This is a genomic window from Mesorhizobium sp. L103C131B0, from assembly GCF_000502275.1.
In the GTDB taxonomy this organism is placed as follows: domain Bacteria; phylum Pseudomonadota; class Alphaproteobacteria; order Rhizobiales; family Rhizobiaceae; genus Mesorhizobium.
Map to the genome: position 1 here is coordinate 436,841 of NZ_AYXC01000001.1, position 24,094 is coordinate 460,934.

General features: G+C 59.1%; 14 protein-coding genes and 1 tRNA gene. 1 reads left to right on the forward strand and 14 read right to left on the reverse strand.

What is annotated here, in order from left to right; translation table 11 throughout:
• Nucleotides 1–321: 321 nt before the first annotated feature.
• From X730_RS0133010 to X730_RS162075, 14 genes are all read right to left on the reverse strand, one after another.
• Nucleotides 322–1,056, reverse strand: a complete 735-nt coding sequence (locus tag X730_RS0133010) for a hypothetical protein (protein WP_023825437.1) — start codon at nt 1,054–1,056, stop codon at nt 322–324.
• The gene (gene pglZ / locus X730_RS162130) at nt 1,053–3,107 is read right to left on the reverse strand and encodes a BREX-3 system phosphatase PglZ (protein ID WP_023825438.1); all 2,055 of its coding nucleotides are present in this window, start codon (nt 3,105–3,107) and stop codon (nt 1,053–1,055) included. The genes X730_RS0133010 and pglZ overlap by 4 nt, the downstream gene beginning before the upstream one ends.
• Complete coding sequence (locus tag X730_RS162125) at nt 3,104–5,917, reverse strand: helicase-related protein (RefSeq protein WP_245261281.1); 2,814 nt, start codon at nt 5,915–5,917, stop codon at nt 3,104–3,106. Before X730_RS162125 ends, pglZ begins: the two co-directional genes overlap by 4 nt.
• A 14-nt stretch (nt 5,918–5,931) precedes the next feature.
• On the reverse strand, nt 5,932–8,754 hold the full coding sequence (locus X730_RS162120) for a DNA methyltransferase (RefSeq protein WP_023825440.1): 2,823 nt from the start codon (nt 8,752–8,754) through the stop codon (nt 5,932–5,934).
• Nucleotides 8,751–10,625 carry an ATP-binding protein gene (locus X730_RS162115; RefSeq protein ID WP_196814785.1) on the reverse strand — a complete coding sequence of 625 codons (1,875 nt, stop codon included), beginning with the start codon at nt 10,623–10,625 and terminating at the stop codon, nt 8,751–8,753. Before X730_RS162115 ends, X730_RS162120 begins: the two co-directional genes overlap by 4 nt.
• 45 nt (nt 10,626–10,670) lie before the next feature.
• Nucleotides 10,671–14,360, reverse strand: coding sequence for a DUF6079 family protein (locus X730_RS162110; RefSeq protein ID WP_023825443.1), 3,690 nt, complete (start codon nt 14,358–14,360; stop codon nt 10,671–10,673).
• Nucleotides 14,357–14,875 (reverse strand): BREX-3 system P-loop-containing protein BrxF, encoded by a 519-nt coding sequence (brxF, locus tag X730_RS162105; RefSeq protein WP_023825444.1) that lies wholly within the window; start codon nt 14,873–14,875, stop codon nt 14,357–14,359. The genes X730_RS162110 and brxF overlap by 4 nt, the downstream gene beginning before the upstream one ends.
• A gap of 1 nt (nt 14,876) precedes the next feature.
• The gene (locus tag X730_RS162100; protein WP_023825445.1) at nt 14,877–15,059 is read right to left on the reverse strand and encodes a helix-turn-helix domain-containing protein; all 183 of its coding nucleotides are present in this window, start codon (nt 15,057–15,059) and stop codon (nt 14,877–14,879) included.
• Nucleotides 15,060–15,719: 660 nt separating this feature from the next.
• Complete coding sequence (locus tag X730_RS162095; RefSeq protein WP_023825446.1) at nt 15,720–16,289, reverse strand: hypothetical protein; 570 nt, start codon at nt 16,287–16,289, stop codon at nt 15,720–15,722.
• Nucleotides 16,290–16,408: 119 nt separating this feature from the next.
• Nucleotides 16,409–16,867 carry a hypothetical protein gene (locus X730_RS162090; protein ID WP_023825447.1) on the reverse strand — a complete coding sequence of 153 codons (459 nt, stop codon included), beginning with the start codon at nt 16,865–16,867 and terminating at the stop codon, nt 16,409–16,411.
• A 31-nt stretch (nt 16,868–16,898) separates the two neighbouring features.
• Nucleotides 16,899–17,246 carry a hypothetical protein gene (locus X730_RS1000000167330; protein WP_196814786.1) on the reverse strand — a complete coding sequence of 116 codons (348 nt, stop codon included), beginning with the start codon at nt 17,244–17,246 and terminating at the stop codon, nt 16,899–16,901.
• 654 nt (nt 17,247–17,900) lie between these two features.
• Nucleotides 17,901–17,974, reverse strand: a tRNA-Gln gene (locus X730_RS162085).
• Between the two features lie 120 nt (nt 17,975–18,094).
• A complete protein-coding gene (locus X730_RS162080) occupies nt 18,095–19,921 on the reverse strand; it encodes a DUF882 domain-containing protein (protein ID WP_023817275.1) in 1,827 nt (608 codons plus the stop codon).
• Between the two features lie 389 nt (nt 19,922–20,310).
• The gene (locus X730_RS162075; protein ID WP_023825450.1) at nt 20,311–21,849 is read right to left on the reverse strand and encodes a sigma-54 dependent transcriptional regulator; all 1,539 of its coding nucleotides are present in this window, start codon (nt 21,847–21,849) and stop codon (nt 20,311–20,313) included.
• A gap of 146 nt (nt 21,850–21,995) precedes the next feature.
• Between X730_RS162075 and X730_RS162070 the strand changes: the two genes are divergently transcribed.
• A complete protein-coding gene (locus tag X730_RS162070; RefSeq protein WP_023686397.1) occupies nt 21,996–23,834 on the forward strand; it encodes a M3 family oligoendopeptidase in 1,839 nt (612 codons plus the stop codon).
• Nucleotides 23,835–24,094 lie beyond the last annotated feature (260 nt).

The window sequence follows — 24,094 nt, forward strand, 5'->3', positions numbered from 1 at the left end:
CACCGTCGTTATGGTCTTCCATCAGGCGACAGAGCCTTTCAGCGGTCCAATCCGGCGAAAACTACGTCGCCGATCTCGAGCTCAGAAACACTTTCACGAAAAGTACCTAGCGCATCTAGGCAATGCTAGGCTATCTTGCGCAACGATGCTCATGAGACAAGAATTATTTAGCCCAATTCCAAGTCGATAAGCCAGGGTTGGACAATAAATGAGACAACAGGGTATGGCCACATCAATCGCACAGGAGCTATGTCGAGCTCCTCGAACGGCCATGGCTCGTTGAAGAGTTACGCGGCAAACCGCGCAATCGATCGGTCAGCGTCACATCAACTCGACGAACTCGCTTTGATCGCCTTGGCGCTGGACTCGAAAGCCAGGGAGATTTCTGAGGGTGTCTATGTTCAGCTTAAGCTTGAATGGGAAGAGCGCTGGGTGGCTGACCAACTGCGCGATTGACATGCCGTGTCCTTGGCTCAACAAGACACCACTGACAAGTAAACCGCCGATATCCCCTGAAACCTGGATGGGCTTTCGTCCGCTCGCTAGCGATCCCTTTTCCACCCCGGGATGCAGCACCCCCCACTGAGCCATGGATTTGATCACATGCTGGATCGTGCGTTCCAGCGTGGAGCGATCTCCCCACGCCTCCGTCATGCGGCGCTTTATCTGCGATCGATTGCCTTGGGCATTCAGCGCCAGAAGCTTTCCGAGATTGGCGGCCACATCGAAAAAGAATGGATGTGTGGCAATCACCATCGACCAGTGGATAGCGAGACGATCTTCGCTGCTCGCCTTTGCGAGGCACTTGATAGCACGGTCTCGCAACGGTTCCACCTGCTCCGGCACCGTTAGCCAGATACGGGTCAGGACAGTAAGGGTCTTTCCACGGCCACTGCTATTGGTGTTACCTGGAACGAGGTCCTCCAGAAATTCCCAGAGGGCCTTCCGTATCTCTGTGGAAGGCTCGCCTCTGGAGACCCGCGCGGCGGCAAAATCAAGCCATTCGATGTGGATCGTTCGATCGAAGCCGATTGTGGTCTTTCTTCCAGTGCTCATGGGGATCTCGCCACCGTTATGAAGGGCACGATGACTTCCTCGATGCATATTCCGCCATGCGCCACCGTTCTTTTTCCTTCGCCTATGAAGGCGCGCAGCGGAGGGGCTATCAATGCAAGATAGTCATCGGGTAACCCGATGTTCGGCCATTCGACAGAACCCGGATAGTTCGCCGAAACATTGGATCGTAGGAGAGCGTTTGAAAACACATGGACCCTTTCGCCCCGCTCGTCGGCAGTTGCGCCAACATTAGGCTTTCCCATCCCGACGCTTTCCACGTTTCCATGATCAGCGGTGACAACAACTTCAAATCCGCGATCGACCAGAGCGTCAAGAAGGCGCCAAAGCGAGCCCCTCTTAGCCCAATGGCGAACGCCCGCATGCATGCCATCTGTACCCGTGACAATGCCGTGCAACATCTGATCTATTGTTCCGACCACGATGCCTGCGATCCTGCAGCGCGGCTCGTCCAGCTTTCCGCAAATTCGAGCAGTGAAGTTGTCGTCGTCTTCAAGAGTGCCCTGACAAGCATAAACCGCGTCGCCCCTCCGCAGACCTTGATCTTCCCAGAAGCGAAACCAGTGCTGTTCTTCCTTCCGCGTCGTATCGAGACTTTGTCCAAAAAAGAAGGGAGGATCGCCCGCAAAGATCGATTGGCGCGACACGGATGTCAGAGTTGGCACCCATGCGAAGGCGGCGAATTCCTCCGTTATCCATTTCCGACGCGGCATTTCCTGGCGGACCACCGCCCACTGATCCATCGCCAGACCGTCAACGACAACGAGGGCCAATTTCGCCGCGACACCCTTAGAGGAAAACCGATGGGCCATGTACTTTGGGATCTGATGAACCATGACCGGCCGTGGCAGGTACGAAAGGCTATGCAGTGAGGCGTAGTGCGTGTCCATCCAAGCATAGAAGCTTTGCTCGATCAGTTTGTGTGCGGAGTTGAAGCGATCCTTGTCTTCAGAGGCCACATCTCCGGGCAGGCACCAACGCAACGCAACAATCTCGGCCCACCGAGCCGCGACCTGAGCCCACTCATGATGATCACTGCTCGGCGACGGACCGTTAGAGTGTAATAGCTCCATTAGCCTTCGGAAGCGCGATGTGTCGTCGGCGGACTGGGATCCCGCCACACCGACAGCCATCCAAGTTCCCTCGACGAGCGATCGAGAGAGTCTGTTCGTCGGGGTCAGCAAGCCGTCTGTGAAAAGATTGTCGACGTAGACCCGCACATCGTCGTGGTCGAAGGCGAGATGCTTGGGACCTGTGAACTGCAGATCGTAAGGTTCCGGCTTCTCGCGAAGTCCACCGTCTGGCGACACCAAACGATCCTGCAAGAAGAATGGCCATCTCTCTTGCAGGAACTCCAGAAAGCTCGCGCGGCTAGGTAGGATCTGTTCGAGTGGCCAATCCTCCCATCGCCCGGTGGATCGCAGCAGATGGATCAACCGCTCGTCCAGTGACTTGGGAACTATCTTGCCGCTGTAGTGCCGCTGCAGAAGGGCGCGGAGTAGGTCTGTATCGCTCTGAATTTGTACGGGATCAAGTCGAAACACGTTTCGCATAAGAAAATCACGTGTCGCGTTCTCGCCCATCGGCTCTGGCTTGAAAAGCTGCTGGGCGGCAGACACGGCATCAAGCTCACCCCGATCGAGCTCGGAAAGGACATGAGGGGCGAGCGAAGGGAAAAGCTCCGCGAGACTGAATGAAAGCAACCGCCGGTCACGCTCCGCATGCTGAAGCAGGTCAAAGGGAAGGCTACTGACCTCCGAACGCGCCGCTCGCAGAACGACGACCAGATTTGTGTCGTTACCGTTGTCCCAAACCTCCCGAAAACGCCGCTCATAGGCGTATCGAAATGCGACGTGGTCCTCGAATGGCACGATCTCGAATCCGCGCTGGCGGATACCGTCAACGATACCCTGTTCGGTCAGCAGCTCGTCTGGGTCCGCCACGACGGTCAGACGCGCGACACTGGCGATGTCGAGGCTGAACTGCGCCAGAATGGGCTCGCGCCACGTGCCGTTGAGCGACGAGGTTCTCATGCACTGCCTCCAATCGGCGCCACGCGAACCATGAGGACGGCGGCGAGATCAGGGAGCGCGGCTTCCCGCGCTGCAAGCTCTCGGGTCCATGCTTGCTCTTCGCCCCCCAAAATCCGAAGGCGATGAGCCCGGACCTGCGGTAGCCCGAGCCGCTCGATGGCACGGCGACGCGATGAGAATGCGTGTGTGCCCTTTTTGCGCTCACGCATAATGCTCATCTGATGAGTAGCGGTCAGTTCCTCAAACACCGCGGCACCCTGCGTTTCGGCAGCCTTGCGGCTGGCATCGAACGCATTTACCGCAGTGGAACCCGAGATCTCTTCACCCGCTTGGCTCAGGCCGTCGGGCAGGTCGATCAACAGTTCCCAGATTGTGCGAGCTGTCGGCCCAAATACTCGACCGTCCTCTGCCAGGAAAAGCGCAAGGTATCGCTGCTCTCGCCCACCAACCGTGTGGAGGCTGATCCGCCACAAAGACCAGAGGCCGCTTGTCTTGTCGGAAACGTCGGGGACCTGGATATTAGCTATCGGCTGGCCAGGCGCGAAGACCGGCAAGCTATTTGTGAGTCCCCGGACCCTCTCGTCTTCAAGCGAAATCAGCGTGGCGCCTGGTCGATCCGCGTCATTACGGCTGAACACGGCTCCGAGGCATGTTTCGCCATCCGGCCAGCGAAGGTCGTGCCCGATGGCGGCAGGCTTAATGAATGCGCCCGCTAACTCCTGGCTGCGCAGATAGCCGATGGTCATCCGCTCGGTCCAATACGGCATCTGATGGTTCGCAATCTTCTTCGCCGCGGAAGGGTCCAATCGCTCGGTTGCGCTGAGCAGTCTGGATCCGGCTCGGGCTTCCTCCGCTCGCCGACGTATTTCGTCCGCGACACCGGCAGCTCGCTGTTCTGCATCCTCGGGCGCAATCATCGCTTGCGCAAACAGATCCTCGAAAGGCACGCCGCCGTCCTCGGAATCGAGCACATCGGCCAGCTTATCGACGCCAAACTCCTCAAGAATTCTTGCGAGCTTCTCTTCCAGCACCTCGCGGACGCGGAGCTCAACCGTATCCGCGAGTGCGAAGTTCATCGCCCGTACGATGTGCTGCTGCCCAATACGATCAACACGGCCGATCCGCTGCTCGATCTTCATGGGATTCCACGGAAGGTCGTAGTTCACGATCACGTGGCAGAATTGGAGGTTCAGACCCTCGCCACCTGCATCCGTGGAGATGAGGATCTGTGCGTCGGTCGCAAATTGGCGCTGCGCTTGCCGTCGCTCCTTCAAATCCATCGCACCATTGAGCGACACGACGGTGAAACCGCGACGCTCAAGAAAATCGGCAAGCATCACCTGGGTCGGAACGAACTCCGTAAAGATCAGCACCTTCAGGATCGGGTCATTCTCCTCGCGCTGTTGCTGCTGAATGCGGGCGAGCAGCGCTTCAGCCTTGACGTCCGGACCGCCGGCTTCACAGCGGCGCGCGGCCGACAACAGGAGTTCGACTTCCTTGCGCTCGTCCTTTAGGCCCTTCACACGCGTCTTCAGAATGGTGTCGAGCTGTTGCTGACCATCCAGCGCGAACCAGTCCTCCCCAACATCCTCGGGGAATAGCGAAAGCTGTCCCTGAGGCAGATCGAGCACCGCTAGTCTTCGTTCCAGGGATGTGCGGATCGCTGCGGTGCTGGAGGTGATCAGGCGCTGCATGAGGATCATCAGAAAGCCGATGGCGGTCTGCTTGTCTTTCATCGCGCGGTTGTAGCCATCGCGAACGTACTCGGTCACAGCGTCATAGAGTGCGCGCTGTTCCACGTGAGCCGCCCCCCATTCGATCGGCACCAACTGCGTGAAACGCGGCTTGAAGAGTGGGTTTCCTTCGGCGTCGATAGCGCGCCGTTTCTCGGTACGGATGACGAAGGGGGCGACAGCCTCGCGCGAAATCGTGTCGTCGCCGGGAAGCGCGTCTGCGTCGAGGAACCTGATCAGCCTGCGAAAGGCGTCCGACTTTCCCTGGTGCGGCGTTGCCGAAAGCAGCAGCAGGTAGGGCGCCGCCTTCGAAAGGGCATCACCCAGCTTGAAGCGGGCGACCTGCTCGGTGCTACCGCCGATGCGATGGGCCTCGTCGATAATGATCAGGTCCCATCCGGCCGAGACCAGATCTTCGAACCGTTCGCGATTGTAGCGGGCAAGCTGTTCCTGACTCCAACCGCGGCGGGAGTCGATCGGCTTCACCGAATCGAGAGGACAGATGACCTGTTGGTGCATGCGCCACAGGTTTTCGTCTTCGTCGATGGCACCCGCCTGACGGAGTGCGCTCAGGCTGCCGGGAAGGATGAGCCGGAAGTCCTCGTTGAAGTGGGTCTTCATTTCCGATTGCCACTGCAGCACCAATCCTGCAGGAGCGACAACAAGGATTCGCCGCACGAGTCCGCGTATTTTCAGCTCACGCAGGATGAGGCCGGCCTCGATCGTCTTGCCGAGCCCCACCTCGTCCGCCAGCAGATAGCGGATGCGGTCGCCCGAGATGGCGCGCTGCAGAGCAAGCAGCTGGTGGGGCAGCGGGATGACCGTGCCTTCCAGTGGGGCGACCAGCGCGTCCCGTTCCAGACAGTCGGCGATACGCGCGGCGGCGCTGATATAGGAGAGGCGGTCGAGGAGATGGGATCCAGCAGATTTCAGCGGAGCGATCCGCCTCTGCAGCACCCGAACGGCCGCGTTCCGGCGAGGCAGCCAGACCAGACACGTAGCCTGTCCCCAAAGTGTGTCGGTGTCGATTACGCGACAGGGTTCGTCATGGTCGATGCTATGCCGCCATTCGCCCACTCGCATGTATCACCTCAATCATCGCCGAGGCGCATGCTTGCGACGTCGTAGTACATTAGCAGCTTCTCGTCCTCTTGCAGGACGTTCTCGGGCAACTTCGCCGCGACGCTAACGATGACCTTGTATTCCTGCCCGTCGTAGGCGGCCTTGAAGCCGGCGCGCACCGCTTCGGTGCGGAAAAGCTTCAGTTTGCGTTCCTTGGCGTCCTTGTAGGTCTCGAACTCAGTCAGCAGCGCCTTTTCACGCAGCTTCTCAAGATCACCCTGCTTGCCCGGATCGGGCACATACCAGCGATCCACCGCCTTGGCTATCAGTGCCGGATCGTCCTTAGCGAGATTGCGAAGCTCCTTGAAGTTCGTGGACAGGTATGAATGGATCTGGCTCGGGACCGGTCCATTGCCGTCGTAGTAGATACAGTTCTGCCGCAGGATCTCCTTGAGCTCGACGGTTTGCTCATGCTTCGCCCAGTTCTGGATTTCGCGCATGAAGGTTGGTTGGAGGTCCTGGAAACTACGCGGCTTATCCTGAAGTTCGCGGCGGACCCACTGTATGGCGCTCGCCTCATCAATCACGAAGAGGCTCAGCTGGCGTAACTCGGCAGCCGTGTTGCGCTTGCGATCGTATTCGGTCACCTGCGTGGCGAGAAAGTACATGCCGTCACGCTCGGGATAGCGCTGGTTCAAGCCGCCCAGAAACGACGCGGTCGAAAGCGGTACCGAGAGTTGACGCTGTACATGGAACGCGACCATGCGATCGTGAAGCACGTGCGCAGTGCGTTCGGCGATTACATCGGCAACGCCTTCCACGCTGGAGAAAATTGGAACGTGAGCAAGATGCTCTGCCACGAAGGCCCAAGCGGTTTCTGGCGATGACGCCCCTAGGGCAAAGCGCTCAGCCAAAGCCTCGGTCGGCTTGTAAACGGAGATCACGAGGTCCTGCTTGACCGCGGTACTCGTAACTTGCCGATAGGAGCCCTGCTGCTTGTCGAGTGTCCTGACGTCCGCGACAACGAAGCCCGCTGTCCCGAGTGCTTCCTGGATTGCCCGCCAGACGGCATTAGAGGAGTTGCTGAAGACAACCGTCATCCAGCGGCCAGGCTTAAGGACGCGGGCATATTCATTGAAGCATGCGCGCATCAAAGATTGATAATCGAGAGTGCTTTTCTTTTTCGCACGATCAACAATTGCTTCCGGTTGGGAGTCTGTAAGGACGCGATGCCACGACTCGACGAGGTAGTTGAGGTCGGCGTAATAGATATTCTCCCCGAAAGGAGGATCCGTGAAGATGTAATCGATCGCTGCGTCGCCGACCGGAATGCTTGCGCATGTTCCTGTTGAGGTCGCGGCAGTTCCAATCTTCGATCGTGAAAAGCTAAACGCACTGATCAGTCTTTGAAGCTTCCCATTCAGAATGTACCAGGGGCTGACCTCGGACGACTGTGACGCCACATAGTAGACGCCGTTTAGCGCACGATTAACCTGCGAAAAATGAGATGGGCTATACCGATTGAGCAGCGACATTCCCCAGATTGCCTGCTCGACGGTAAACAACAGCATATTGCGAAGACGGATATCCCTCTCCGCCGCAGCGCGGCGCCAGAGAGCCGCGAGTGCATGCGCAGCGCGCGGTAGGAAGAAGTGATGGATATGGGTAATACCGGCTGCGTCCATGCGGGCACGCTCGTGAGTCATATGCATATATGGCAACTCTTGCGTCGGCACTTCTGCTGGCAATGGTATGGCTGCGATACTATCAAGAACCGCTGCGTCCGCGGATGTCGGGACCTTTTCGTACCTGGCGCTGCCGACTGAGTAGTCGATCAAGGCCGCTCGGCGTTTGGGTGTCTTGATGGTCTTTCCAATGACCGGATCGACCCGCGTCTCATAGAGCTTTTCCAAACGGCTCTTTGTCAGCTCTGCATCGCAGTGTGGACAAGGAAAGCGATCATGGACACGCTTGGTAGACGGATCGAGAGCCTCTTCAGTGAAGTTAACCTCACCGGCGCATTCCGGGCAGGTGAACACCTCGCTCCAGACAGTGAAATTGATTCTGCCCTTTGACTTTCCATCCGTGTGAAGCGTCTCGTACATCCAGCCGAGTTCCTTTTCGACTTCGGCCAAGATGCGCTGCGCAGCTCTGGAAAAAGCTGCTACGTCGAAGGGCAACGTGTAGTTCGCAGCGATGAAGGTGGCCGCCGGCCCAAGATCGTTCAGGATCGACCTGCGCGCGCCCCATTTCGGCTTCGCCAGCCCCTGCTTCGACCACTCCGCCTCAAGCCGTTTGCGATACTCCGCCGACGCAGAACCGCACCACTGGGCGGCGACGCCCGTCATCCCCGAGCCTGCAAAACCATCGAGCACAATATCGCCCGGCTCCGTGTAGTGGAGGATCGACGGAACGATCGCGAGATGCGGCACCTTCGTGTGGTAACCATGCGCCTTGTAGAGCGCATCGGTCTTCCCGACGCTCGTGTCGACCGCGAAGGGGTCGCGCTCATAGCGCTCCTTCGGATCGTAAGGCTTGCCGTAAACGCGCACGAAGTCGACAAGGAAGGGATTGGGACAGGCGGTGTACCAAGGAGCATCGGACATCCGGATGATGTCTTCGTCGGTCCCTTTGGGGAATCCCGCCGTCTTGCGGAACTCGGGATCCGCTAGCTTCTCCCGCAGCCGATCAGTGAAATAGGCCCGGCGTGCGTCCTCACTGTCGAACGTCATTCTAAGGCATTCGACCTTTCCCTTCTCCAAGGCCTGCTGCTCGACCGATCTGTCGACCAAGCGCAGTTGACCGGACTCTTCGATGAAGAGGTCGCCAGACTGTTTCGAGCGTCGCGTCATGAAATTTCTCCCCAATGCTCCGCAATGACATACCGCTCGCCGGACACCTCAATCAGCGCCTGGACTACGAGGTGGCTGGTGGCTGTCTTCACGGCCTCGGGTGCTAAGCCCAGAGTTTCACAAAGTGTTTGAAGCGTCACGCCTCCCGGACTCTTTGCAAGGTCAATTATCTTGACCTCGGCTGGGGTGAGCTTGATGCCTCTTCGCGACCACTTCTCGTCATAGAGCTTTTCTGCCGGTCGCCAATCGAGTCTCAGTTCGAAACTGTTCGAATCTCGATCAGACGAAATGGCCGGCGGGGGGCGGTGAGCGCCACGCCAAGCAGTGTGCAGCATTCGTAACCCCGAGCCTGCAATCTCGGCAAATCCGACTAGGCGTAGTGCCCGTGCCACAAGCGGATTTCGGGCTTGGTGCGCGCCTCCTTCTTCAAGCCGTTCGACAGCCACCAGCGAGTGGCCTGCGTTGGACAACACGGTCTCATCCGAGCGAAGAATGATCCGCGCGCAGGTTCTCTGATCAGCGTAGTCCTGATGGATCAGCAAGTTCATCAGCGCTTCCCGTATCGCAAGGTAGTCGGGCGGGCCATCGGTCTGAGTTAAGCCGTCAAAAGTCAAACCCGCGCGGCTGAGATGTCTTGTAAGAAATTCAAGCGCCTGGCGGAGAGCGCCGAACAGATTCCCTCGATCGATGAGAAGTCGTTCGTCCCAACGTTTGGTTGGATCCGAGATGACTTGAAGATCCATGATGTCACGCCGGAGCTCTTCGCGCGTCGCTGCGTCTGTCCCGAACAGCAGCACAAGCTGGCGACGTTCGTGAGCATCGATGGATGTCCGGCCGTCGAGAAGGTGCTCACAAACAACCTCAGAGTGCGGAGGTTCGGCGCTCGGCTCAAGGCGGTTCACAAACCAGCTTACGGTGTCCGAGCTCAGGAGATGCCAAGGGATCAATCCTTCGCCTCGGGCGCCTGTTTCCTCGAGGAGGCGCCGTTGCTCGCCCCATTCCCGTGCAAGATGACGACCGTCCCGGAGTTGCACTCGCTCGCTCGCCCGCGCCCGCCCCGCGCAAAGCGCTGCGACCTCCGCGGCTCGCTCCGGTGTCCCCGCAGCTTCGTCACCTTCCACGGTCTTATAGCGGCAGCCTTGAGCTGCCACCCTGTCGAGGAACAGCAAACGAGTGTTTGCCCTTTGCTGGACGAGTTCCCACACCAGAACAGGGGGCAGCCTTAGCACGATAGGCCCAAGGGCAATGTAGGGAACTCCCGCATCATCCAAGGCTTCGGCAAGTTCGATTTCGTCGGGTGCTGGGTCAGCTGACTCCCCCATAAGCAGTAGCCTGCGGGCTCGGATGACGCGCTGCACGACCTGTTGCTCCTCGACTACGAAGAGCGGCAACGAAAGAAGGCCTTGGATGCCCATCATGGCATGGATCAGCAGCGTATCCGGCTTCCGATCATCGAGAATGGCCTGGGCCTGAGAACCGGTCATGGCTTGAAGCTGATGACCGAGCTCATTTCGCAGGGTGAGCAGGGCCTCTAAGGAGGCATATGTAATTCCTGTCGCTTGGCCTTTTCTTGGTCTGAAGCCTGCGTGAAGGTATGCAGCCGCAGGGTGCGGGACCTCGATGTTCGCGACTTGCTGCGAAGCAGAGAGGAAATGACCGAATGATAGATTTCCATCCAGCGGCGAGATATTGAGGTCAGCTCCCCCGTCACGTGCCGCAAACGAGGACAATGCTGTCGCGGTGACATAGCGTGCAAGCACTTCCGCGGCCTTCAAACACGCATCCAAGCGTTCAGATTGTGAACGAGCCCGGAGCACCCGCCCGCAGGCGATGGCGATGGGCTGCGGGTAAATCAGCGATGCCCGTTTCAAGCTTGAAGAAACCGGGTTTATAACTCCAGTAGGCATGGTGTGACCCTACTCGATCACGATACGGACCTTGGACGAGTCCTTGCCCTTGGTCAGGTTGGCGACATAGCGGTCGAAGCGTTCATTTAGATCGCTGACCGTGCATGGAAGGCCGCCGTCGGTGAGAGCGGCTCGTAGATCAGCACTGCCGAGCGCCACCTTTTGCAATCCGCTCAACACCTCCTGCAGGGCTCTCACAAAGGCAGGGTTTACAGGATCCGGCAACTGCTTACTGCCAAGGAATGCCTGTAGTTCGCTCTTTCCACTGTTATCGCTGACCAACTCGATGTTTCCAGATACGGTCGGGTCTTCGAGATTGGTACGCAGGGTTTCCGTCCAACCACGCACGATACCGTCCAACACCTCATCGAGGTCGGACAGTGTCTTCTTTGCAGCCGCGCCGCCTGTAGGTTCTTCCGCGGGCCGGAAGCCGCAATGCGGGCACAATGGATCGCTTTCAAGGTCTGGACGACCTAGCTGGAAGCAGGTCTTCAGTGCAAACAGCCTGTTCTCGAAATCCCGCAGTTGCGGCGTTGGCATCATCTCGACGTTGGCGATCTTCTGAATTTGAGCGAGGCGGGGATCTTTGGCGAGGTTTGCCTTGCGTTTGTCGTCGTTGGCCCCGAGGCGGGAGCGCTCGTGTGCGGTCAGGTAGGCGTCCTGGTATTTGGTCTTCAGATCGGCCAGGGTCTGGGTCAAAAAGCGTTTGAAATCAGCTTCCGAGCGCTGTTTTGGATTTGCAATCCGCCCCATGAGTTCGGCGCGGGCCGTTCGTACCATGTCCTGCCAAGGATGTGTTGCGTCAAGCAGCGCCTCTGCCTTGCCGAGGTAGGACGTAAGTGGGTTGGACTGCTGGAGTACCGTGCCAAGTTCATCGACTTCGCGGGAGAGCCCGATCGCCGGCTTCTGCCCCAGAACAGCTGCAGAGTCATGTGGGAAGTTCTTGAGCTTGCCGGTAGTGTTGAACGGCTGGAGCGATTCAAGGAATCCCTTCAGACTGCCTAGCCGGTCTCTCCAGTCTTTCTGCTCCTGGTCGGACAGAATCGGACGGCCCCAGAAGATTAGGTCGGGAATGCGCGCGTGGGCGGCGACGACCTTGCCGAGAAGTTCGCCGGCGCGCTGCTGAATCTTGGCCACACCCTCATCCCGGTTCGCAGGATTGACGATAAGCCCTTTTGGCACGTCCAGCAGATCACACAGATCCTGGAGCGGCCCGAGCGGCAAATCGCGAGGCCTATCGATGTGCTTGAACTCAGTGACGTCGGCAATCCCGACCTTAGCGAACTGATCGATGTCGGCAGCGTCAATTTTTTTGCCGGTGAGACTGAGGACAATGTCGCCACTGTGAACCAGCGCAGCCAGAACCACGCTTAGAAACTCAGGCTCGATGCGAAATTTGGTCCAATAGTCGACACCCGCCTCCGAGGCTACCAGCTCAGATCGATTGAGAACTTGGCCTTGGCCCTTCTGGCTCAAGGTGTCGAGCACGTATTTGGCATAGCGTGAGTTACGCGGCTTGAGCGTCTCGCCCTCGAGCAATTCCAACGCATCGAGAATTGCGGTGCCTTGCTTACTCTTCACGCTGCCGGCAATCCACCGCAGTGCCTCTTGCGCGGCCTGATCGCGGTTTTGTCGCGTGACCAGAACACTAAAGAGCGGATACTCCGGGCTACGGTCCGCAAAGTGGGGTGCCAAGAGAGCAGAACCAGCGGTGTTGACATAATCCTTGACCGTCGCATCCGGAGGTAGCTTGCCGCGAACGACTTCCAGCAGCGTCTTTGACCGCCCTTGATGCATAACTTCGACCGCCGTAGGCATATGTTCACGGAGCCAAGACGTAAGCGTCCGGAGGTGATCTCCGGCCTTATCCTCGTAGGTCTTCTTGTTGCTGCCAGAGGCCGCAGCCGCCTGTTCACGAGCGCCGGCATAGAGGCGCAACGTACGGTCGAACGCATCGTCGCGCTCCTTCAGTTTGAAGAAGACCTCGTCAGCCTTCTTCTCGTCCTTGAAATAGGGAGTATCGAACGGCTGCAGGAAATAGAGATAGAAATCGCGAACGGGCTGCGCGGTCGAGCGCTCGTTCGGAGCGCCGAAGAATAGGTACCCGCTTCTGCCAGCGCGTCGCTCGCGCCACTCGATCTCATGTTCCCAGATGCGATAGCCGCTAACGTATGGCGCCGCGTCGGGGTCTTCGAGGACGACCCGACGCAGCGCGTCGAAATAGTATCGATCGAGTTGCGTGTCGCTGAGTGTCTCCGCTCGCTTCTCAATGAGCGTGTCGAAATCGACATCTTTTTTCAGGTCGAGGAAATATTGGCCGTTCTCCTTGTTGAAGCTGAGAAACTGTCCGCTAACCGTTCGCAGCAGTTCCTTGAGCACCGTCTCGACAAGTGTACGGAGGAAGCCCGCGTCCTTTTCTGGAACAGGTAGCATCAGGCAGAGATCGTCTCTCAACTCCTCCGCGGTTGCTCCGATAGGCGCATATATATCTGATGTCGTCAGGCGGTGGACGGACAGTGCGTTCACAATGCGAATGGCAGCAGGCTTGTATTGAGGACGGGTAAAAGCTTGCTCCACACGCGCGCTAAGAACGCCGCTGCGATCGATGACTTCCTTGATGGCGGGATCGGATCGGAACGACGGGTTATCTCGCAACACGCCCCAGTAGGAGTCGTAAGCAATCAGTCCGGTATCGTTGGGCGGAACATCCAGATCTATGATGCGGCGAATAGCAGCGCTAAGTGTTTTCAAAATCTCGCGCTTTTCGGCAACGTACACGCGTTCGAAGGTGTCGAGATAGGCTGGGTGTACCGGAAAAAGACGAACAAACTCCTCCATTCGTTCATTCATGGAGCCGTAGAGAGGTGCGAACTGCTTTAGGTGCTCCCGTATCAACCCCTGCTGTTTGGCATCCTTTTTGAGGATTCGCTCGGCCACGACGAAGGCAACGTCATCGCGAGCGATACGGACCTGTTCGAAGCGATCCTTCACGCGCCGAAGGGTATCAGCGACGAACTGAAAGCGTGGATTGTCGAATAGGCTCTCTTGCACGCCTGCGATGAAACGGAAGCGGGAGCCTTTGCAGACCTCACCAAGCTCTCGGAGGAAAGAAAGATCCAGGCTTAGCGCTTGGTCTGCGCGAGAGCGCAGATAATCGAGGAGCTCGTCGAGGAAGAGAATCAGGCCGCGATCGGGGTGCTTGGTCTGAAACGCTGCCATCATTTCCTGTAGGGCGGACTTGTTTTCATGCCGATCGTCAGTTGACGGAAATTCGAAGGCGACTCCAAGCCGCGACAGGCCATCTTCCAAGACCGAGCATACAATGTCTCGCAGCGACATCGTCGTGGAACCGATCTCTGCCCGGATTACACGGAACCGGCCGGCAACATCGGCGGCCTTTTCAGCGACATTTGGATTGGTCAGGCGGGAAACGAGATCGCCGTGTTCGGCGATCGCCGAGATGACGGCCATGAGATGCGACTTGCCCGTGCCGTAATTGCCAACGACGAGAATGCCCTTGTTGTCTGATGGCTTGCTGAACTGCAGTTGCGGAAATACGAGCTCGCCAAGAACGTCCGCCATTCGGTTGGAAATGACGAATGTTTCGACTAGACGGCGGGCGTCAACTGCAGAGTCCGCCTCCCGGAGTTGGACAACTGTCTCAATTGGCTCGAACTGAATCAGGTCTGAGTATTTCATTTCGTCTCCCGTCGAACCGCTCGAACGTCTTGCTGTTCACCTGCGCCGGCCCTGACGATGACCGCTTGTGGCGCTGGATATCGCCGTGCTTCCGGATGGCCGGGAACCGCATATGTCAGAGTGGCACCTTCGAAGTCTCCCGGCCACGCTGCAACAATCGCGCGGTTTCGGGAGAGTGATTGAAGCAGCTTAAGCGGATCCTGCGCTAGCTCGGTAGCGAATAGCAGCTCGATATTGTCAAGCAGGACAACTTCGGAATTCTGGGCGCTAATGCTAATTATGTCGTCAAGAATGCCCGCGGCTCGAACAGCTCGCTGCCGATGCGTCAGCCCGAGGAGCTGCTCCGCTAAAGAGAGACTGACATTAACCCGAGGCCACTTGTGCTTGGCGGCAAGCTCGGCGAGAGCGGCGGTCTTGCCGGCGCGTGCCGGCCCTACCGTCAAAATCAGATTGTAGTAGGTGTCCAGCGTCTTGGGTAGAACATCCTGGATCTGAGAAGCAAGTGATCTGGACACGTCAGGTCTGACCTTCGCCGCGCATGGCTTCTTTTTGCTCCTCGATCCAGGTGTCGAGATCTACACCCTTGAATCGCCATTGGCCTCGCACTTTGAAGGCCGTTTGCAGACCCCTGCGAGCTATGGTGTGAACAGTCTGTGCGGCGACTTTGAGCATTCTCGGCATCAGAATTTCGTCTAGCATGCAAAAGTGCTTAGTGGGAATCGATAGCAAGAGATGACAGAGAAAACACACTGGCACCAGCGGACATGACTTCAGGACGCCGGCCTCGAAACATGCCGCCGTCGGGAGTTCGCAGGCTAAAATGATCGATCGCAGAAGAGCCGGACGACTTGGGCTGCCATCGATCGTCGCGGGCAAATTGTCGGCGCGCCTACCGTCAATTTCGGGCACATCGTGCAGCCGGGCCTGCCCCGCCAGTCAGTCGAGTTACTTACATTATTCTGCCCGTCACTCTGATTATGCCGAACACGGCATTCCGGTGGCCGGGCGTGGTCATGATCTCTGCCCCAACGCCTATGAAGACAGAATTCCCTGATGGCGGTACACTCTTTCAGAACGATATGATGCCATCACTGAGCCTTTCCTTGGAAGTCACCCGAGCGCAGTTCTCTGACACGGTCCCACGGCTCGAAGCCAACAATTTCAAGGATTTTTCATTTCACGTTGGACGAGAAGTCCGAGCGTTTTTGGCCAGTTCGAAGCTGGGCCATGGGCGCACCTTTGGCATAGACAGGTCTAAAACAGCTCGAATAGCCATGTGCGCATTTTGTGCGTAACAATTAAAAATAGATATGTATATCAGTTGGTTGTGGCGGAGAGAGCGTCCTCGGCTTCTTTTGGCTACTCGTCAGCCGGATCAGTCGTTTGCAAGCTTACTCCCTGTATCCAGCGAGCGCGTTTGGACCGACGTTCGTCTATCGCCAGGAACAGTGATCGTCCGCTGTTCACCAAGGCGAGCGCGTCGCTCGCAAAAAGCGGGGATACCCGAAGCCACGCTGTCCAGCGTGGCTCGCCGCGTTCCTTCTCGATGAGTCCGATGCCTGCGGGGGGATTGTAGATGGGAATTTGTCTGCCGCGGTATGAACGAAACTTGGGCGACCCTCGTTCGTCTTTCGCCTGAACATCCTTGACCGTCGCCTTAATGCGCCGCGAATCCGAATTCGATCCATAGATTGTCAACTCATAAGCTTCGCCCGCCCGTCCTTCTGGGTAAGTCGCGACGCCCGCCAATGTCAGTCGGGTTATAATCCGGTACAGAGGCGCATCATCATCCAAATTCCAAGCATACTCAGGGTGATAGATCTCAGGTTCGATGCGAGTTTCGACGCTCGCCTCGCAGTTCGCGACTTTAATGGCGAGATGGGTATATTCCTCTTCAGGCGGGTGCTTGCTCTTGCGGGGCACCGGCATCGTCCATCTTGCGAGTTGTCTTGGTCGGCGATTGATCTCTAAACCTGATATGGCCTTCCGATGGCAGGGGTTCGCGTTGCATGGCATTTGATTGTCTGGCCGAATGCCTGCGCAGTAGGCTAACCGCGCGGCTTTTGTGTTCCACGGTCGTGCCAAGTAGCCGCGGTCTTTGCCACAGAACCGGCCGGCATGTCGGCTCGGCCGCCGAGTTCGTAGCCCAAATGACGCATGACTGCGCCGACGATTGCGCCCGCGTCGACTGTTCCCAGATCATGGGGACTATATTGGGCGCCGAGATCCACCACGATTAGCGGCTCGACGCCGGCGAGGGCCGGCAATCCTGCCTCCGTCGCCTCCACTAGCAGCTTTTTGCCTTCCGACGACCAGATGATCTCCTCCATCCGGATGTGAACCGGATCGGACAATGTGATGCCACCAGAACGGAGGGAGAGGCCAGATGAGTCGATAAGGTCAATGACCTCTTGGCCTCCCTGCGTAATCCGCTTCCGAGCATTTTCATACAGCGTCGCTCGGTCCTGAGGCGACATTGTCCTAAGCTTGTCGATCGTCATTTGCATTGAAGTGCGCCTCCCTTGTTAAAAGGACCGGTTATTCGAGGTTTCGAATTCGCTTCACCAGCCGAAACTTTAGGCCCTCCTCCGGGATATAAGTCACATCATCGACCTCGTAGATCGCAATATAGCCTTTGCGTTCGAACCCGATCAGGTTACCGGAACCATCGAAGAGTGGTTTATCGTCGGTGAGGATCACGCGCTTTCCGCTCTGTACTGCTTGGGCCAATTCTAGAATTTGCGGCGAGTTGCCGTAGCCATGTCGTTGGAAACGGTCGTGATGGAGGAGACCTTTGACCCAATGTTTATGGACGCAGGGAAGATCCTCCCCGTCGACAGTAGCGAACCATGATCCCCGGTGGCCCTTGGCTTTTGCAGTCACCATACAAACCCCTCTCTAAGTTAACCCCTAAGCGACATCCTTGCCGAACTGCACTCTTGGCGCCTATGCGCAATTTTTTACGCACTATCAAGAATGCAGCAGAAACCACAATAATTGCATGAGTATATGGCGGACGGAAGTCTCCTCAGCGATAGCTCCTATGTTCACAGCAGGGTCAGTTGTTTGCAAGCTCAGTCCCTGAATCGACGCGAGCGGTTATGGTTGTCCTCCCGTCGCTCTGGATGAGTCGCCACGCCCGCCCACCTGGGACGGATTGAATATCTATGCAGAGGAGCGGCCTCATCCAGTCCCATGCATACTTTGCGAGGGCACCGGATCGCCCACCTTGCGAAGTCGGCGCACCAACCTTTGGCTTGATTCGGCCCTTCTGATGGCTGAATTTTGCTCAGCCAGCTTGGGATGGCGGAGAAAACATTACGAGTGCCGTACCCCCACCATAGATTTGATCCTACATCAGGTGGCGGAGCGCACTTGAATTGTGGTGCAGGAGCCAAGCAGGCTCGCCACGGGCCGTCCGCGTGGTCGTCTCATTTGGTCGGCACCTAGCTGTTTATCGCCGCCGCGGCGCTGCCCTAAGCGCATATTGGCCAGATATTGGACAGAAATGGCCGAAAAACAGCTAAGGCATTGAAATTTTGGTTCCCGCTCATGGGCTCGAACCACGATTCACGCCTTCAAAGGGCGCTGTCCTACCATTAGACGAAGCGGGAATGCAGCTTGGTGGTTAGCATTCTGTGGCGATGGAAGCCAGTGCTCGAGATCTCGCTAAAAACAAAAGCCGCACAGGTTGCCCAGCGCGGCTTCGAGTCGATAACGCCCCGGTCACGCCCTTACTTCGTCTGGAAGCGGGCGACCGAAAGGAATTTTACGGCATTGCCGGTGAAGCGGTTGGCATCGGCCATCTGGTTGTCCGCCTGAAAGCCTGCGGTGTAGACCTCGCTCGGCGGCGTATGCACGATGTTGTAGGCATAGCGCGGCGCTGTCGTCGGGCTGGAAACGGTGGCGATGTTGTCGCCGCTGCTCAGCGCCCAGCGGGCCGCCTGCGGTTCGGCCGCCATCACCACTGCCTTCGGTCCTGGCTTCAGGTCGCGGGCCGAAGCCCTGGCTTCCTTGCGTGTCGTCTTGACGCCGGCGCCGATCACCGAGGCTGGATCGGTACCGGCGGGACGGGCAGCAATAGCGCCGCGCGGCGATGCGGCATCGACACCTGACGGATCGTTGAACGCCGAGCGCGGCTCAAGCGACGCAACCTGATAGTCGTCGGTAGCACCGGCTGTATCGGCGGCGCTGGCCTGTTCGAGAACCGCCTTGACCTCGTCCGGACGCTGCGACGGCAGCACCGAGAACGCGTCGGTTGCGGTCTGCTTGTGGGCAGCCGTATCGGCCAGCGCCAGCAGAACGCCCTTGTCCTGCGGCGCAAGCTCAGCCGGCGGCGAAGAGCGGTCGGGACGCCAGGTCGGCAACGGGACGTTGACCGCGACCTGCGCCGGAGCGGCAGCTTGATCGGCCCCCTGGTCGGCATTGCTCGCATCGGCCGTGCCGAACGGCACATTGGCCGGCGCCTGCGCCGTCGCCACCGTCTGTTCGGTGGTGGCATCGGCCACGCCGAACGGCACGGTCTCAGGTTGTTGCGCGCCGACATCGGCCTTCGGCCGCGGTGCGAAAGCGGGCAGCGGCACTTCCTTGGCGGGCAGCGCGGCGATGATCGTCTCCGGCGTGTCCTGCGGCTCCGCATCGTCAGCGCTGTCGTCGGCAAGCTGCGGAATGTTGGCGCGCTTGGCGTTCTGCGGCGACACGATCGCGATGCCAGGCAGATTGCTGTTGTTGTTGCTCGTGGCAGCCAGCACCGGCTTCACGCTTCTCGGCGGCGGCGCGGCGGTAGCGACATCGGCGCTGTCGTCGGCTTCGTCTTCACCGCCACCGCCAAAGAAAGCGGACAGGAAGCCACCGGATTTCTTGGTGCTGCCGCCTGCGCTGGCCATCATGATGGCAGGAGAACCGGCGCCCTTGCGCGCCTTGTAGGAGGCGAGCGCCTGGTCATAACCCGGCAACGGCCTGCCGTCGCTCGGCACATGCAGCGTCTTGCCATTGGGAAACAGGCTGACCAGTTCCTGGCGGCTGATGCCTGGCCAGTGCCGCACATTGCCGACGTCCATGTGGACGAAGGGCGAACCCGACGACGGATAGTAGCCGACGCCGCCGCCCTGCATCTTCAGGCCGATGTTGCGCAGCTTCTTCAGCGGCACACCCGGAATGTAGAAGTCCATCGCCTTGCCCAGCATATGCTGGCTTTCCTTGGCGACACCGCGGCTGCGGCTGCGCAGCATCGAATTGGTCGACGGCGAGCGATAGCCGCAAACGACCTGGATATAGTCGGTGGCGCCGGCCTGCCGATAAGCTTCCCACACCAGATCGAGCAGGCGCGGATCCATCTTGGTCGGTTCGTTGCGACGCCAGTCGCGCAGGATGATGTTGATCTTCCTGAGGCCTGCCGGATCGTAGCGGCCATTGCGCTTGTAGACGATCTCGGCCTTTTCGTGCGTGTGGAGGTGATAGAGCTTGAGCGAGCGCGTTTCAGCGCTGGCGCCGGCAGCAGTAGCGGCAAGGAAAGCGAACGCAACGATCACCGCTGCCAGCCATCTCGGCCAGACGCCCATGTGATCGCGCCGCCCGTTTCTGTGTCGTTCGACTTTGTTCAAATCAAAAGGCCTTGCAGGCTGCCGTTTGTCCCCGGATTTGTCCAAACGGATGCGTGGTTCTTACATCCGAATATCGATCCTAATGGTTAATCATCGCTTATTGAAGCCGAAATGCGGTAACACCGTGGCGATATCCCGTCAAAAATAATACACAGGATTTCTTGGTAAACTGCTGGTTTAGATCAAGATTCAGCCTTTTCCCGCTACACGATCTGTTACCGCTGGCCTTAATGCGTGAACAACGCTGTCCGCATCAGTCATATTCCCGCCCCAACCCTTATGCAGCGCCGGATGTGGCATGGCAAGCTGGTCCCGGCCTTGCGTTGGCAAGCTGTGGAATTCGGCGTTCAGGAGGCAAGGCGGTCGAGGCGGCCGGTTTCCGGGTCGATGCCGTATTCCTTGAGCTTGCGGTAGAGCGTCGAGCGGCCGATGCCGAGACGCCGCGCGACCTCGCTCATCTGGCCGTTATAATGGTCGATGGCGAGCTTGATCATTTCGAGTTCGACATCGGCCAGCGCACGCACATTGCCACGCTCGTCCAGCGCCCGCAGCGTGCCGAAACGCTGAAGCAGCCTCGCCGGAGGGGCGGGCTCGGCAGCTGCAGTACCGGCGTCGTCAGTCTGCGCGCCATCGCCTTGCGATCCGGTGCTCAAGGCCATGCCGGGGTCCGACAAGGACGCATCGGCGTCGAGATTGACGGTGCCGTCGACCTGCGCCCGGATCTGCGGAAATTCGTCAGTCGTGAGCACATCGCCTTCGGCAAGCACCGAGGCCCTGAACACGGCGTTTTCCAGCTGCCTGATGTTTCCCGGCCAATCATAGGCCTGCAGCATGGCCAGTGCGGCATCCGAGATGCCGTGCAGGCGATTGCCCGCCGGCGCCACCTTGTCCATGAAATGCTTGACCAGATAGGGGATGTCGTCGCGGCGGTCGCGCAGCGGCGGCACGACGATCGGGTAAACGTTGAGCCGGTAGAACAGGTCCTCGCGAAACTTGCCGTCCTTGACCTGCTGCAGAAGGTTGCGGTGCGTGGCCGAGATCAGCCTGATGTCGACCCTGACGGTGGAACGGCCACCGACCGGATCGACCTCGCCATCCTGCACGGCGCGCAACAGCTTGACCTGCACGTCGAGCGGCAGGTCGCCGATCTCATCCAGGAACAGCGTGCCCGAATGCGCCTCGACGAACTTGCCGGTGTGCTTTTCGGTGGCGCCGGTGAACGAGCCTTTTTCGTGACCGAACAGGATCGATTCGACCAGATTGTCGGGGATGGCGCCGCAATTGACGGTGACGAACGGTTTTGTGCGGCGTTCGCCGCTGCCCTGGATGGCGCGCGCCACCAATTCCTTGCCGACGCCTGATTCGCCCTCGATCAGGATCGGGATGTTGGAGGCCGCAGCCTTCTGGCCGAGGCGGATCACCCGGTCCATCGCCGGGCTGTGCGTGATCATGTCCTTGAAGGTCAGGTGGCCGCCGCGACGCCGCGACGTGCGCTTGACCTCGTCCTCGACCGCCTCGACCTTGAGCGCGTTGCCGATCGCGGTCTGCAGCCGGTCGGGAGACGCCGGCTTGACGACAAAATCGAAGGCGCCGTGGCGCATCGCCGAAACCACCGTTTCGATGCCGCCCTGCGCAGTCTGCACGATGACGGGAACAGTGATGCCGCGCTCGCGCATCGCCTTCAGCACGCCGATGCCGTCGAGGCCCGGCATGACAAGGTCGAGGATGACTGCCGAAATATCCCTCGCATTGGGTCCGTCAAGCGCGCTCAGACCGGCCTCGCCGCCATCGGCAACGATGGCGCTGTGGCCGAATTTCGTCACCGCCGCCTCGAGCAGCCGGCGCTGCACGGGATCGTCATCGACTATAAGAATGGAACCTGTCATGACTGATTTGAGTTGCCCGCCTTGGGAAATTCCCATGGATCATCTTGGCACAGGGTTCTAAACAAGGTTTCAAAAAACCCGGTGAACGAATTCCTTAGGATTTGACCGGCTTGTCCTTTCCCCTTGATTCCAGAAGGTAATTGTTGATGAGCAGGATTCTCGGTCGGCAGCTTACGGCGGTAGCGTCCGGTCAGGGCGCGGCGGAACTCGGCGACCTACCGGAATGGAATCTCGCCGACCTCTATTCCGGCATGGAAGCACCCGAACTGAAGCGCGACCTTGCCAAGGCGGCGGCCGATGCCGTCGCCTTCGAGAACCGCTGGAAGGGCACGCTGGCTGCGGAGGCCGAGCGCGGCAGCGCCGGCAGGCTTGGCGAGGCGCTGACAGCCTATGAGGCGCTGGAGGAACTGATCGGCCGCATCGTCTCCTATGCCGGCCTGATCTATGCCGGCAACACCGCCGATCCGCAGCGCGCAAAGCTCTATGGCGACATCCAGGAAAAGATGACCGACGCCAGCGCGCATCTTCTGTTCTTCGCGCTGGAGCTGAACCTGATCGACGACAAGGCGCTCGAATCCGCCCTCGCCGCCGACGCCGGCTTTGCCCACTACCGGCCTTGGGTGCTCGACCTCAGAATGGACAAGCCCTACCAGCTCGAGGATCGGGTCGAGCAGCTGTTCCATGAGAAGTCGATCACCGGGCGCGGTGCCTGGAACCGGCTGTTCGACGAGACGATGACCGATCTGCGCTTCGACATAGACGGCGAGGAACTGACGCTGGAGCCGGCGCTGAACCGCCTGCAGGACGCCGATGGCGAGGTCCGCCGCCGCGCCTCCGAAGCGCTGGCCACAACCTTCCGCAAGAGCCTGCGCACCTTCACGCTGATCACCAACACGCTGGCCAAGGACAAGGAGATTTCCGATCGCTGGCGTGGCTTTGAGGACATCGCCGATTCACGCCATCTCGCCAACCGTGTCGAGCGCAGCGTGGTCGATGCGCTGGCGTCGGCCGTGCGCGAAGCCTATCCGCGCCTGTCGCATCGCTACTACGCGATGAAGGCGCGCTGGCTCGGCATGGAGGTGATGAACCACTGGGACCGCAACGCCCCCTTGCCCGAGACGCCGCAGGCCGTGATCCCTTGGGACGACGCCAGGAATACTGTGCTGTCGGCCTATCAGCGCTTTTCCCCCGACATGGCGGAGATCGCCCGCACCTTCTTCGACCGCAACTGGATCGACGCGCCGGTCAGGCCCGGCAAGTCGCCCGGCGCCTTCGCCCATCCGACCGTGCCTTCGGCGCACCCTTACGTGCTGCTCAACTACATGGGCAAGCCGCGCGATGTGATGACGCTGGCGCATGAACTCGGCCACGGCGTGCATCAGGTGCTGGCCGGCGGCCAGGGCGCGCTGATGGCTTCGACGCCGCTGACTTTGGCCGAGACGGCCTCGGTGTTCGGCGAGATGCTGACCTTCCGTTCGCTGCTCGACCAGACCACCGACAAGCGCGAGCGCAAGGCGATGCTCGCCCAGAAGGTCGAGGACATGATCAACACGGTCGTGCGCCAGATCGCCTTCTACGAGTTCGAGCGCAAGGTGCATGCAGAGCGCAAGAACGGCGAACTGACCTCCGACAAGCTCGGCCAGTTCTGGCTCGAGGTGCAGGCAGAAAGCCTGGGGCCGGCGATCAAGCTGCGCGAGGGCTATGAGGTCTTCTGGACCTACATCCCGCACTTCGTCCACTCCCCCTTCTACGTGTACGCCTATGCCTTTGGCGACTGCCTGGTGAACTCGCTGTACGCGGTCTACCAGAACGCCGAGCACGGCTTCCAGGACAAGTATTTCGAGATGCTGCGCGCCGGCGGCACCAAGCATCACTCGGAGCTTCTCGCCCCCTTCGGCCTCGACGCCACCGACCCCGCCTTCTGGCAGATAGGGCTTGGCGTGATCGGCGGCCTGATCGACGAGCTGGAAGCGCTCGACAGTTAATGCGCGCACCCATTGGACCGATGGCGCAGAGTGGCAGGTTCAGCAGCGGCCTCGACTTTGCAGAATCGCAGAACAGTTTAGCCGGAATGCATGTGACGGCAGCTCTGTTCTTGTTCTAAATATCTGTTCTTGAATAACTCTCCGGCGAAAATTCCGTTAGCTTTCCCGAAGCCGTATGATAGCTTTCCGACCGAAGCTCAGCCGGGCGCGCGGCTTAAGGCCGGACAGCATCCCGGCCCATGGCAGCGGTCTGACGAATG

What these genes read in the sequence shown, in the direction of transcription:
- X730_RS0133010 (WP_023825437.1), bottom strand. Translation starts at nt 1,056, where the DNA reads ATGAGCACTGGAAGAAAGACCACAATCGGCTTCGATCGAACGATCCAC.
- pglZ (WP_023825438.1), bottom strand. Translation starts at nt 3,107, where the DNA reads ATGAGAACCTCGTCGCTCAACGGCACGTGGCGCGAGCCCATTCTGGCG.
- X730_RS162120 (WP_023825440.1), bottom strand. Translation starts at nt 8,754, where the DNA reads ATGACGCGACGCTCGAAACAGTCTGGCGACCTCTTCATCGAAGAGTCC.
- X730_RS162110 (WP_023825443.1), bottom strand. Translation starts at nt 14,360, where the DNA reads ATGAAATACTCAGACCTGATTCAGTTCGAGCCAATTGAGACAGTTGTC.
- X730_RS162100 (WP_023825445.1), bottom strand. Translation starts at nt 15,059, where the DNA reads ATGCTAGACGAAATTCTGATGCCGAGAATGCTCAAAGTCGCCGCACAG.
- X730_RS162095 (WP_023825446.1), bottom strand. Translation starts at nt 16,289, where the DNA reads ATGCCGGTGCCCCGCAAGAGCAAGCACCCGCCTGAAGAGGAATATACC.
- X730_RS162090 (WP_023825447.1), bottom strand. Translation starts at nt 16,867, where the DNA reads ATGCAAATGACGATCGACAAGCTTAGGACAATGTCGCCTCAGGACCGA.
- X730_RS1000000167330 (WP_196814786.1), bottom strand. Translation starts at nt 17,246, where the DNA reads ATGGTGACTGCAAAAGCCAAGGGCCACCGGGGATCATGGTTCGCTACT.
- X730_RS162080 (WP_023817275.1), bottom strand. Translation starts at nt 19,921, where the DNA reads ATGGGCGTCTGGCCGAGATGGCTGGCAGCGGTGATCGTTGCGTTCGCT.
- X730_RS162075 (WP_023825450.1), bottom strand. Translation starts at nt 21,849, where the DNA reads ATGACAGGTTCCATTCTTATAGTCGATGACGATCCCGTGCAGCGCCGG.
- X730_RS162070 (WP_023686397.1), top strand. Translation starts at nt 21,996, where the DNA reads ATGAGCAGGATTCTCGGTCGGCAGCTTACGGCGGTAGCGTCCGGTCAG.